At 72.2% G+C, this 12,610-nt stretch carries 10 protein-coding genes; 6 read left to right on the top strand and 4 right to left on the bottom strand.

Translation table 11 applies throughout. The annotated features are described in order from the left end of the window. The first annotated feature begins 126 nt into the window (after window positions 1-126). From ACQP1K_RS10460 to ACQP1K_RS10435, 6 genes are all read left to right on the top strand, one after another. Window positions 127-1,455: an FAD-binding oxidoreductase gene (locus ACQP1K_RS10460; protein WP_433500681.1), complete on the top strand. Its 1,329-nt coding sequence runs from the start codon at window positions 127-129 to the stop codon at window positions 1,453-1,455. Window positions 1,456-1,504: 49 nt separating this feature from the next. Then, complete coding sequence (locus tag ACQP1K_RS10455; RefSeq protein WP_433500680.1) at window positions 1,505-3,142, top strand: serine/threonine-protein kinase; 1,638 nt, start codon at window positions 1,505-1,507, stop codon at window positions 3,140-3,142. Window positions 3,143-3,164: 22 nt separating this feature from the next. Continuing rightward, window positions 3,165-3,926, top strand: coding sequence for an enoyl-CoA hydratase family protein (locus ACQP1K_RS10450; protein ID WP_433500679.1), 762 nt, complete (start codon window positions 3,165-3,167; stop codon window positions 3,924-3,926). Between the two features lie 189 nt (window positions 3,927-4,115). Further along, on the top strand, window positions 4,116-5,021 hold the full coding sequence (locus tag ACQP1K_RS10445; RefSeq protein ID WP_433500678.1) for a pseudouridine-5'-phosphate glycosidase: 906 nt from the start codon (window positions 4,116-4,118) through the stop codon (window positions 5,019-5,021). Window positions 5,022-5,037: 16 nt separating this feature from the next. Beyond that, window positions 5,038-5,949: a carbohydrate kinase family protein gene (locus ACQP1K_RS10440; RefSeq protein WP_433500677.1), complete on the top strand. Its 912-nt coding sequence runs from the start codon at window positions 5,038-5,040 to the stop codon at window positions 5,947-5,949. A 75-nt stretch (window positions 5,950-6,024) separates the two neighbouring features. Then, window positions 6,025-7,824: a hypothetical protein gene (locus tag ACQP1K_RS10435; protein WP_433500676.1), complete on the top strand. Its 1,800-nt coding sequence runs from the start codon at window positions 6,025-6,027 to the stop codon at window positions 7,822-7,824. 260 nt (window positions 7,825-8,084) lie between these two features. Here the strand turns inward: ACQP1K_RS10435 and ACQP1K_RS10430 are convergent, their stop codons facing one another. From ACQP1K_RS10430 to ACQP1K_RS10415, 4 genes are all read right to left on the bottom strand, one after another. After that, window positions 8,085-8,519: a GNAT family N-acetyltransferase gene (locus ACQP1K_RS10430; RefSeq protein WP_433500675.1), complete on the bottom strand. Its 435-nt coding sequence runs from the start codon at window positions 8,517-8,519 to the stop codon at window positions 8,085-8,087. 86 nt (window positions 8,520-8,605) lie between these two features. Next, a complete protein-coding gene (locus tag ACQP1K_RS10425; RefSeq protein ID WP_433500674.1) occupies window positions 8,606-9,751 on the bottom strand; it encodes an acyl-CoA dehydrogenase family protein in 1,146 nt (381 codons plus the stop codon). Between the two features lie 3 nt (window positions 9,752-9,754). Next, entirely contained in the window at window positions 9,755-10,648 is an 894-nt protein-coding gene (locus ACQP1K_RS10420) for a hydroxymethylglutaryl-CoA lyase (protein WP_433500673.1), read from the bottom strand. Continuing rightward, the gene (locus tag ACQP1K_RS10415) at window positions 10,639-12,609 is read right to left on the bottom strand and encodes a biotin carboxylase N-terminal domain-containing protein (RefSeq protein ID WP_433500672.1); all 1,971 of its coding nucleotides are present in this window, start codon (window positions 12,607-12,609) and stop codon (window positions 10,639-10,641) included. The genes ACQP1K_RS10420 and ACQP1K_RS10415 overlap by 10 nt, the downstream gene beginning before the upstream one ends. Window position 12,610 lies beyond the last annotated feature (1 nt).

Here is a 12,610-nt window from a genome sequence, read left to right as displayed (position 1 = left end):
GCGCATGCGGGACCTTAAGCGAAAAGGTAAAGGGAACCAATAACGGTTGTAAAACCGTGATCTACCAAAAAGTTATGTAAAGTTACGGTTACCACCGATGCCGGGAACATGGCGTAAAGTCCAGGCGTGCATGACCTTATCGCCGCGCTTCCGGACGGGCGGGTCCTCACCGACCCCGACGTCACCGAGTCGTACGCCAGAGACCGGACCTTCGTGCCGCCGGGCAGACCACTCGGTGTCGTTCTCGCCGAGTCACGGGACGATGTGGTCACGACGATGCGCTGGGCGACGGAGCACCTGGTGCCGGTCGTGCCGCGTGGCGCGGGCACCGGCCTGGCCGGCGGGGCCACCGCGACCGACGGCTGCCTGATCCTCTCGCTCGCCAGGATGACGCGGATACGCGAGCTGTCGCCCCGGGACGAGATCGCGGTGGCCGAGCCCGGCGTCATCACCGCCGACCTGGACCGGGCGGCCCGCGAGCACGGGCTGATGTACGCCCCCGACCCCTCGTCGTACGAGATCTCCACGATCGGCGGCAATCTCGCGACCAACGCAGGCGGGCTGCGCTGCGTGAAGTACGGCGTGACCCGCGACTCCACGCTGGGGGTCGAGGTCGTGCTGGCGGACGGGCGGGTCATCCAGACCGGCCGCCGGACCATGAAGGGCGTGACCGGTTATGACCTGACCGGCCTGTTCGTCGGCTCGGAGGGCACGCTCGGGGTGATCACGGCGGCGACGCTGCGGCTGCGGCGGGCGCCCGCCGAGCCGGCCACGGTCGCGGCCGAGTTCACCTCGCTGCGCGACGCCGCCGCGGCCGTCGCCGCGATCATCGCGGCGGGCTGCGACCCCTCCCTGCTGGAGCTGATGGACCGCACCACGCTCGAGGCCATCGACGAGTGGAAGAACATCGGGCTGGAGCCCGCCACCCGCGCGATGCTGATCGCCCAGTGCGAGGGCTCGCCGGACCGGATGGCCGAACTGTGCGGGGCGGCGTCGTTCGTCGCCGTGTCGTCGAGCCCGGAGGAGGCCGCCGAGCTCATCGGCCTTCGGCGGCTGGCCTACCAGGCGAAGGAGCGGCTCGGCCAGTGTCTGGTCGAGGACGTGTGCGTGCCCAGGTCGGCGCTGCCCGACCTGATCTCCACGATCGAGGACGTGGCGGCACGGCACGGCGTCAAGATCGCCACCGTGGCGCACGCGGGCGACGGCAACACGCACCCGGTGTTCATCTTCGAGCGCGGCCTGACCGAGCCGCCGCCGGAGGTCTGGGACGCCGCCGACGAGGTGTTCCGGGCCGCCCTCGCGCTCGGCGGCACGCTGACCGGTGAGCACGGGGTCGGGGTGATCAAGCGGCGCTGGCTCGGCCTGGAGACGGGACCGGTGATCACCGAGATCCATCAGGGCATCAAGCAGGTATTCGATCCGCTGAACATCTTGAATCCCGGCAAAGCCATCTAACACTGCTAACGTTCCGCCAAGTCACACTATTTGATGCTAAACGGGGGCAATGGTGGCGTTGGCAGCAGGTGATCCGATCCGGCTCGGGCCGTACGAGCTGATCGACCGGATCGGGGAGGGCGGCCAGGGCGTCGTCTTCCTGGGCCGCGGCCCGACCGGCGAACCCGTCGCGGTCAAGCTGCTGCACCAGCGATTCGTCGCCGACCCGGAGGCCAGGGAGCGGTTCCTGAGGGAGGTGGCGCTGGCGCGGCGCGTCGCCCGATTCTGCACGGCGCCGGTGCTGTACGCCGACCTCGCCGGCGACCGGCCGTACATCGTCAGCGAGTTCGTGTCCGGGCCGTCGCTGCGCGAGCTGGTGGAGCGTACGGGACCACGCAGGGGCGCCGCCCTCGAACGCCTCGCCATCAGCACGGCCACCGCCCTCGTCGCCATCCACCGGGCCGGGATCACCCATCGCGACTTCAAGCCGGCGAACGTGCTGATGGGCCCGGAGGGCCCCGTCGTGATCGACTTCGGGGTGGCCAGGGCGCTGGACTCCCCCCAGGCGACCGCCACCGGCACCACGATCGGCACACCGTCCTACCTGGCGCCGGAACTGCTCAGCGGGGGAACGGCCACACCCGCGGCCGACGTCTTCGCCTGGGGCGTCACGATGGTGTTCGCCGCGACGGGGCGGCCCGCCTTCGGCGCGGACACGATCCCCTCGGTGATCACCCGCATCCTGACCGCCGAGCCCGACCTCGGCCTGCTGACCGATCCACTCAGGGATCTCGTCGCGGCCTGCCTGGCGAAGGATCCCGCGCTGCGCCCGCCGGCCGAGGAGATCGTCGCCCGGCTCACCGGCGGGCCGGCCATGCCCCTGCCCGCGAGCACGGCGCCGCGGACGGAAGACGGGCGTTCCAAGGGGCCGCGCAGGCCGCGCGTACCGCTGCTGCCCCTGGCCGTCGCCGCGGGGATGGCGGTGGCGGCGGCGGGAACCGCGACCGCGATATCGCTGAGCGGAAACGAGAGCCAGGGCGGTCAGGCGGCGGCCACGCCCACCGTCCGCGACGAGACGCCCGGCGGCGAGACGGCTCTCTCGCCGGTGCCGGACCGGCCGCGCCTCCCCTCCCCCGCCCCGTCGGCCGGAGAACGGCCCAGCCCGGGCGCGAGTGCCGTCATCGCCCCGACGAAGCGGGCCGACCCCACGACAGGGCCGTCGCGGGCGCCCTCGGCCAGACCATCGGCGAGGGCGTCGGCGAGGGCGTCGGCGAAGCCTTCGCCCCTCCCGTCGAGCCGGCCGGACCCGCCGTCGCCCGCGCCATCTCAGCAGCCCTCCCCCAAACCGTCGCCGAAGCCGTCGGCCGCGCCACCGTCCGAGCCCAATCCGTACACCGCGGCGGGGGTCTGCGGAGCCGGCTTCAAGGTGATCGATTCGCACTCGTACGGCGGCGCGGCGACGACGTACCTGCTCTACGACGCTGCCACGGGCCGGAACTGCGTGATCACGCTGTCGAAGCATGAGATCCCCGAAAGGATCAAGATGAGCGCGGTGCTGCAGGTGCAGGGCGGCGGCTCCGCCGCCGACTCCGGCTCCTACACCGTGTACGCCGGGCCGCTCAGGCTGGCGGCGGCGCGCAAGTGCGTCATCTGGGGAGGCGGGTACGGTTCAGCCACGTGGCGCAGCGGGTGGTCCCACTGCGGCTGACCGCCGATCGACAGGAGGTTCGATGGAGCCATTGGTCCGCCACGAGCGTGCCGGCGGCGTGACGACGATCACGCTCGACTCGCCGCGCAACCGCAACGCCCTGTCGTCCCGGCTGCTCGGCGAGCTGGACGACGCGCTGCGCCTGGCGCTGGCCGAGCCGTCGGTCCGGGTGATCGTGCTGACCGGCTCCGGGCCGGTCTTCTGCGCCGGAGCCGACCTGAAGGAGCAGCGGAGCGGGGACGCGCCGGTCACCACGTCGTTCCCCGACGTCCTGCGGCTGATCTGGGAGAGTCCCAAACCGGTCGTGTGCCGGTTGAACGGCACGGCCCGGGCGGGCGGCCTCGGCCTGGTGGCGGCCTGCGACTTCGCCGTCGCGCCGGACTCCGCGTCGTTCGCGTTCACCGAGGTGCGGCTCGGGGTGGCCCCCGCGATGATCGCGGTGACCTGCCTGCGGCGGCTCGACCGGCGGGCGGCGGCGGAGTACTTCCTGACCGGCGAGGTCTTCGACGCCCGCAGGGCCGTGGAGATCGGGCTGTTGACCCGGGCCGTGCCGGCCGGCGACCTCGACGCCGAGGTGGCGCGCTACACGGACATGCTGCTGCGCGGCGGGCCCGAGGCGCTGGCCGCGACCAAGCGGCTCGTGCGCGAGGTGCCGCTGATGTCGTTCGACGAGGGCCTGCGCCGGATGGCCGACCTGTCGGCGGACCGCTTCACCTCGGCCGAGGGCCAGGAGGGCATCCGGGCCTTCCGCGAGAAGCGGCCGCCCTCCTGGACGCCCTCCTGAACGAACCGCCCGGGCCTGGAGATCAGATGCCCGGCCGGCGTCCCCTCCCGTAGCGCCCCCTCCCGCCGATTCGCCGACCGGCGCCGCCGGGCCGAGTGTCACGGCGCCTCAAGCACCCCAAAAGGCACTATGACCGGCATAATGTCCCGAAGCGGGACAAATCCCGTTAACGGTAGAGGCAGGAGAACCATGCGGGTATCCGACGAGGTCGCCGAGGCGCTGGCCGGAGGCAGGCCGGTCGTGGCACTGGAGTCCACCATCATCTCCCATGGGCTGCCGCAGCCCAGAAACCTCCAGGTCGCCCTGGAGCTGGAGGAGATCGTCCGGACGGCGGGAGCCGTACCGGCCACGATGGCGGTGCTGGACGGCGTCCCGCGTGTGGGCCTCGACAAGACCGGCCTGGAGCGGATCGCCACCGAGCCGGACCTGCGCAAGATCGGCTTCCGCGATCTCGCTCCGGCGGTGGCACTCGGCCTCAGCGGCGCGACCACGGTCTCGGGGACCTCGTTCCTTGCGGCAAGGGCAGGCATCCGGGTGTTCGCCACCGGGGGGCTCGGCGGTGTGCACCGGGGCTGGACGACCGTGCAGGACGAGTCCGCCGACCTCGACATGCTGAGCCGTACCAGGATCACCGTCGTCTGCGCGGGAGTGAAGTCGATCCTCGACGTGCCCGCCACGCTCCAGCGCCTGGAGACCCGGCAGGTGACCGTCGTCGGCTACCGCACCGACCACTTCCCCGGCTTCTACCTGCACAGCTCCGGAGAGCCCGTCGACTGGCGCATCGAGAAGCCCGCCGAAGCGGCCGGCATCATGAAGGCCCAGGACGCCCTCGGTGGCCCGACGACCGCGCTGATCGTGGCCAACCCCGTCCCGATCGAGCTGCAGCTCGACCCCGCCCTGCACGACCGGGTGCTGGCCGAGGCCCTGCGCGCGGCCGACGAACAGGGCTGCACCGGCCAGGCGATCACGCCGTTCCTGCTGGAGTACCTCGTCGAGGGCACCGGCGGCGCCTCACTGGAGGCCAACCTGGCCGCCGTACGGGGAAACACCCGCCTCGCCGCCGAGATCGCGACATCCTGGACCGGGGGGATCTGATGGACGGCGCGGCCTGATGGCCGGCCTGCTGGTGATCGGCGACGTCGTCACCGACATCGTGGCGCTGCACTCCCAGCCGATCGCCACCGGCACCGACACACCCGCCGACATCACGCTGCGCCCGGGCGGCTCGGGGGCGAACACCGCGGCCTGGGCCGCCCATCTCGGCGTGGACACCCGCTTCCTGGGCCGGGCCGGCCGCGACACCGGCGAGTGGCACACCGCCGAGCTGGCACGGACCGGCGTACGGCCGCACGTGCGGATCGACCCCGAGCGGCCGACCGCGGTCGTGATCTCGATGGTCGACGACACCGGTGAGCGATCCATGCTCACCAACCGCGGCGCCGGCGGCCGCATCGGCGTGGCCGACTGGACGTCCTCGCTGCTCGACGACGTGGGACACCTGCACGTGTCGGGATACACGCTGTTCGCCGAGCCGGGACTGGAGCTGGCCCGGCTGGCGATGCGGGAGGCCGGCGAGCGCGGCGCGACCATCAGCGTCGACCCCGCCTCGGCCGGGTTCCTGCGCGATTTCGGCCCCGGGCGGTTCCTCCGGGAGACCTCCCCCGCCGGGCTCGTGATCCCCAACCAGGAGGAGGCGCTGCTGCTCGCCGGGAAGCGGCACGCCGAGGCGGCCGCCGAGACCCTCAGCGCGGCGTACGGCCTCGCGGTCGTGAAGCTGGGCGCCGAGGGGGCGCTGCTCGCCCGGGACGGGCGGGTGGTCGCGCGGGCTCCGGCCGCCCTCGACGAGGTGATCGACTCCACCGGGGCGGGAGACGCTTTCGCGGCCGGCCTGCTCGCCGGTCTGCTGTCCGGACTGGCTCTCGAAGACGCCCTCGGAAAGGGCTGCGCCGCGGGATCGGCGGCCGTCGGACAGGTCGGCGGCCGGCCGGTGGCCGACAGGTCGCCGAGAACTTTATCCTATTGACACCAATTGCACGTCGGCGGCGTAAGCTGCACCATTAGCAACAAGCGTCACTCGCGGGAGGGTGCGGTCAATCCGATGGACGCCGAGTCAAGGATCTGCCTGAGCGACATGGTCCCCGCCCTGCGCTGGAGCCGTCCGCAGCAGGTGGCCGAAATGCTGGCCGACCCGCGTCTGCCCGGGGGCTGGTGGGCCTCCGTCACGCTCAGACAGGCCATGGACGCGACCGGAGTCGACTGGCTCTGCGAGCGGCTCGCGCGGCTGGCGGTGGGCCGCTGGGACCATCTCCCGCTCACCGACCTGCTTCCCGCACTGCAGGTGCACGCCATCGACCCCGCCATGCCCGGCTGGCCGGAACCTGTCCGCTCTCTCATCAACGGTCTGGGCGGCTGGTATCGGCTGCGCCGCCTCACGCCCTGCGACCTCCAGGCCCCCGCAGCTCCCGCCACCCCCGAGGTCATTCTCGCCACCGTCTTCCGTGAGGTCTTCGGCCATCTGACCCTCCCGGCGGAGCCCGCCGCCCGGGCGGCGGCCGTACCGGCCCCGGCGCAGCAGGCACCGGTACAGACGCCACCGGCGCCGCCGGCACCGCCGCAGTTGGCTCCGGCACCGGCTCCGACGCAGCAGGCGCCGCCGCCGCAGACGGGACCGGCCCGGACGACGCGGCACACCGGGCCGATCCCGGAGGTACGGCACACGGGGCCGATGCCCGCCGCGCGGCAGGCCGGGCCGGTTCCGACCGTACGGCAGACCGGGCCGATGCCCGCCGTGCCGACACAGGTGGCGGCCCCGGCCGCCACCGCGGCCGAGCCTCCCCCGCCGCCGGGCGAGCACCCGATGGTCGTGCTCGTGGACGGGTTGTTCCGCGGCTGGGACCCGCTGACCAGGGCCGTCGCGGCCCAGCGGCTGTTCGCCGCCGAACCGGTCGGCCTGCGCGCGCTCGCCCACAACCTGAACGTCGACCGCGACGCCCTGTCCCACGCGCAGCGTGCCGCCGAGGAGCGCGTGCTCCACTGGCTGCGCTCCCCGGACTCCGCGCCGCTCACCGGTCACCTGTTCGGGCTGACCGAGTGGCTCGGCGCGGCGGCCACCCAGGATCAGCTCATCTCCGCCGACCCCTCCCATCCGGTCGAGGTGCCGGCTCTCGGCGTGCCGCTGTGGCGGGTGCTCGTCACGCTGATGCCCGACCGCCGTCTCCAGGACGGCTGGCTCGTCGTCGGCGACCTGGTCGGGCTCCGGGAGAAGACGCACCAGTTGCTGGCCGGCAAGCCGGCCGACGCCGACGTCATCGAACTGCTCGGCCGGCTCGGCATCCGGGCGCATTCGGCGCGCGCCTGGCTGGAGTCGATGCCGCGGCCCGAGGCGCCCGCCGCCGAGCCGGACAAGCCCACACCGCTGCCCAGGCGGACGCCGGGCGCGAACGGCCACCATCACCACCGGGGCGGTGTGCCGATACCGTCACAGGCGAACAACGGGCCCGACGCGGCGACCGCGCTGGCCGCGCTCAACGCGCTCACCGGCGGCGCGCAGCGCCAGCAGCCGCGGCCGCATCTCGTGCCCAATCCCCGCCCGGCGTCCAGCCCCGCCTCCGACCCCCGGCGCTGGCAGCGGATCGACGTCACCAGCGGGCACCTGCGGGGCGAGCCGGTGGCCGTCCCCGAGGGGTACGCGGCCCAGCTCGGCATGCGTCCCGGCACGCTGCTGTCGGTCACCGGCCCCGGGGACAACGCGGTCGTGCTCGTCTGGCGTGACCGGCAGCCGGTCTTCGACTCCCTCCAGCCCGTTCTGATGCGGCTCAACGCGCAGCCGGGCGACTCGGTCTACGTCACCGTGGACGGCTACCGCCTCGACGCCCAGCTCACCTCCCTCTCCTCGTGATCTTGCGAATACTCGCATAAATACCGGCTGACCTGGCCCTCCACCCCTCGTGATCTTGCAGAAACTCGCACGCACCACCACTGACCTGCGGTTTCACCTTCCGTGATCTTGCAGTGTCGAGTGCAAGATCACGAAAGCTGAAACCGCAGGCAGACGGGGATCTCTGCGAGTTTCTGCAAGATCACGGAAGGTGAAACCGCAGGCAGAGCGGCCCGCGTGCGAGAATTCGCAAGATCACGGGATGTGGGGAGCGGTGGGGGTCAGTCGCACATCTTGCGGTAGTAGGTGCCCGCTACCTCGTAATTCAGGGCGCCGTAGAATTCGGCCGCCCGCCGGGTGGCCATCGCCACGTAACCGGCTCCCCGCGAGCGCGCCCACGTCTCGAATTCCTCGAGCAGTCTGCGGCCGATGCCGTGGCGCCGGTACTTGTTCTCGATCATCGCCTCCTCCACCCAGGCGACTGGGCCGTTGGCGAACAACGTGAGATGCGAGAAACCGAGCAGGTAGCCACGCACCGCCCCGTCGAGCGTGGCCACGATCAGCAGCGTGTCCTCGTTCTCGAGGAGCTGCGGGAAGGCCGCGTCGAACGGCGCACGCTCCGGGCGGAACGTCACGGCGAACTCACGCGCCAGCGCGAAAATCTGGTCCGCATCGGACTTCTCGGCCTTACGGAACATCAGCTGACCAGACGTCATGGGAAGACTCTAAGTTTCGCCGGGCGGACACGTCCATCCGCCGTGGTCACGGTGAGACGGATACTTCCCAGAAAAACCCGGCCGGCTCACGCGTCCATGCCGAGTTCGCGGGCGATCAGCATGCGCTGCACCTCGCTCGTGCCCTCGCCGATCTCCAGGATCTTGGCATCCCGGTAGAACCTCCCGACGGGGAACTCGTTCATGAACCCGTAGCCGCCGAAGATCTGGGTCGCGTCGCGGGCGTTGTCCATCGCCGCGTTCGACGAGACGAGCTTGGCGATGGCGGCCTCCTTCTTGAACGGCAGGCCGGCCAGCATCCGCTCGGCCGCGTGGTAGTAGGCGAGCCGCGCCGTGTGCGCCCTGGCCTCCATGTCGGCGATCTTGAACTGGATGGCCTGGAAGCCGCCGATCGTCCGGCCGAAGGCCGTACGCTCACGCGCGTAGCGCAGCGACTCGTCGATGCAGCCCTGGGCAAGGCCCACCGACAGGGCGGCGATGGCGACGCGCCCCTCGTCGAGGGTGCGCAGGAACTGCGAGTAGCCCCGGCCGCGCTCGCCGAGGAGGTTCTCCTCCGGCACCCGGCAGTCGGTGAACGAAAGCTCTCGGGTGTCGGAGGCCGACCAGCCCACCTTGGAGTACTTCTTCGACACGGTGAGGCCCGGCGTGCCCGACGGAACGATGATCGTGGAGATCTCCGGCCGACGACCCTCGCGAGCGGTGATCGCCGCGACCGCGACGAAACCCGTGATGTCCGTGCCCGAGTTGGTGATGAACGCCTTGGTGCCGTTGATCACCCATTCGCCGCCGTCGAGGACGGCCGTGGTCCGCATGCCGCCGGGCACGTCGGTGCCGCCGCCGGGCTCGGTCAGGCCGAAGGCGCCGAGCATCTCCCCCGACGCCAGCTTCGGCAGCCAGCGCTCCTTCTGCTCGGCCGTGCCGTACCGCAGCAGGGGCATCGCGCCGAGCGAGACCGCCGCCTCCAGCGTGATGGCGACCGAGGAGTCGACCCGGGCCAGTTCCTCCAGCGCGAGGCACAGCGCGAAGTAGTCGCCGCCCATGCCGCCGTACTCCTCCGGGACGGGCAGGCCGAACAGCCCCATCGCGCCCATCTTCCGGACGATCTCGTACGGGAACTCGCACCGCTCGTAGTAGTCCCCGATGACCGGGGCGACCACCTCGCGGGCGAACGCCTCGACCGACTTGCGCAGCTCGATGTGCTCGTCCTTGAGCATCTTCTACAACTCCTTAGCGAGGGCCTGCACGACCCGGGACGGGCTCGGACGGGCCAGGATGCCGGCGAGCCACAGGCTGGTGGCCGCCAGGGACCTGACGTCGACCCCGGTCTCGACGCCGAGGCCGTCGAGCATCCACACCAGGTCCTCGGTCGCCAGGTTGCCGGTGGCGCTCTTCGCGTACGGGCAGCCGCCGATGCCGCCGGTGGAGGCGTCGACGACGGTGATCCCCCGGCGCAGCGCGGCGAGGGTGTTGGCGAGGGCCTGGCCGTAGGTGTCGTGGAAGTGGACGGCCAGCCGGTCCGGCCCGACGCCGGCCTTCTCGAAGGCGTCCAGCAGGGCGTCCACGTGGCCGGGCGTGCCCACCCCGATCGTGTCGCCCAGCGACAGCTCGTAGCAGCCCAGGTCGAGCAGCCGGCGGCCCACCCGGGCCACCTGCTCGGGCGCGACCGGGCCCTCCCACGGGTCGGCGAAGCACATCGAGACGTACGCCCTGACCCGCATGCCGGCCGCCAGGGCCCGTTCGACGACCGGGGCGAACATCTCGAACTGGGACTCCAAGGTCCGGTTGAGGTTCCGCCGCGCGAACGTCTCGGTGGCGCTGCCGAAGATCGCGATATCGGTCACACCATGCTGCAGAGCGCGGTCCAGCCCCCGCTCGTTGGGGACCAGCACCGGGTAGCGGACGCCGGGCGCGCGCGGCAGGTCGGCGAGCAGTTCGGAGGCGTCCGCGAGCTGGGGCACCCATGTGGGGTGCACGAAGCTCGTCGCCTCGATCGTGGTCAGGCCCGCCTCGGCCAGCCGCCGGATGAACTCCCGCTTGACCTCGACCGATACCGTCACGGACTCGTTCTGCAGGCCGTCGCGCGGGCCCACCTCGTAGATCGTCACTCGCATGCCGTCACCCTCGCCAGGATCGCGTCGAGCTCCACGGACTGACCGGGTCTGGCCCGCAGCTCGGCGAGCACACCGTCGACCGGGGCGGTCAGCGTGTGCTCCATCTTCATCGCCTCCACGATCAGCAGCGGCTGGCCCGCGGTCACCCGGTCGCCCTCCGCCGCCTTCACCACCAGAACGGTCCCGGGCATCGGGCTGCGCACCACCCCGTCGCCCATGTGACCGGCCGCCTCCCGGTCACGGCCGGGCTCGGCCCGGGTGATCCGCCAGGTGCGGCCGCCCTCCTCGTGCCACAGCGCGCCGAGCCAGAGCGCGTCGCGGTCCCTCGCCAGGGCGTAGCGCCGGGTGACCCCGCCGACCGTGACCGCCACCTCGCCGACGGGACCGCGGTACGGCACAAGCCGCGCCCGGCCGAGTGAACGGCCGTTAACTTCGATCTCGGCGTCGTCCACCGGGCCGCGCACCCGCACCGGCACGCCGAGCCGGTGGAGGGTCCACGCCCGCTCCCCGATCCGCCAGCCGTCCGCAATGTCCCACGGGTCACCGGTCCCACGATCTGTCTCCGCTTGGAAGACGAGCGCGGCGGCCGCGAGGACCTCGTCGGGCACGGCTCCCGGTTCGGTCGTGTGCCGTTCTGCCATGTGGCTTTCGACGAGGCCGGTGTCGAGCCGCCCGGCGGCGACGTCGGGATCGCCCAGCAGACCGCGCAGGAACGCGACGTTCGTGGTGACGCCGAGGATGACGGTCGACCCGAGCGCCCGGTCGAGGGCGGCGAGCGCCCCCGCCCGGTCCGGCGCCCAGGCCGCGACCTTGGCCAGCATCGGGTCGTAGTCGCTGCCCACGACCATGCCCTCGGCCAGCCCGCTGTCCACCCTGATGCCAGCCCCGGCCGGCTCGCGCAGGGCCAGGATCCGCCCGCCCGTGGGCAGGAAGTCCCTGGCCGGATCCTCCGCGTAGAGGCGGGCCTCGACGGCGTGACCGCGCAGCCGTACGTCGTCCTGCCCGAACGGCAGCGGCTCGCCCGCGGCGACGCGCAGCTGCAGCTCGACGAGGTCGAGCCCGGTCACCATCTCGGTCACCGGGTGCTCCACCTGAAGCCGGGTGTTCATCTCCATGAAGGAGAACTCGATCGGCCCCTCGCGACCGGAGACGATGAACTCCACCGTTCCAGCGCCGACGTAGCCGACGGCCCGGGCCGCCTCGACCGCCGCGGCGCCCATCCGCCGCCGCGCCGGCTCGTCCAGCAGCGGCGAGGGCGCCTCCTCGATGATCTTCTGGTGGCGGCGCTGCAGGCTGCACTCGCGCTCCCCCAGATGCACCGCGTTTCCGTGTCCGTCGGCGAGGACCTGGATCTCGATATGCCGGGGACGCTCCACCAGGCGCTCGATCAGCAGCGTGCCGTCGCCGAAAGCGGCCAGCGCCGTACGGCGTGCCGACTCCAGCGCGGCGGGCAGTCCGTCGGCCGACCACACCGGCAGCATGCCCTTGCCGCCCCCGCCGGCCGAGGGCTTGACCAGCACAGGGAAGCCGATCCTGGTCGCCGCCTCGACGAGGTCGTCGCCCGGTTCGGCCCCGCCGGGCACCACGGGCACCCCGGCCCGGGAGACCGTCTCCTTGGCCCGGATCTTGTCGCCCATGGCCTCGATCGCCTCGGCCGGCGGGCCGACGAACACCAGGCCGGCCGCGGCGCATCGGCGGGCGAACTCCGCGTTCTCGGCGAGGAATCCGTACCCGGGATGGACGGCCTCTGCCCCGGCCGCCAGGGCCGCGCCGATGACGTCGTCGATGTCGAGGTAGCCGCGCTCCAGCCGTACGGCGAGGTCGGCCTCGCGCACGTGGCGGGCGTCGCGGTCGGCGTCGCTGTGGACGGCGACCGAGCGGACGCCCATGGCCCGCAGCGTCCGGATGATCCGGACCGCGATCTCGCCACGGTTGGCGATGAGTACGCTCGCGAACGTCACT

Source organism: Sphaerimonospora sp. CA-214678, from assembly GCF_050942215.1.
Lineage (GTDB): Bacteria > Actinomycetota > Actinomycetes > Streptosporangiales > Streptosporangiaceae > Sphaerimonospora.
The sequence above is the reverse complement of the archived record's forward strand: the minus strand, read 5'-3'. Positions and strand labels throughout refer to the sequence as shown.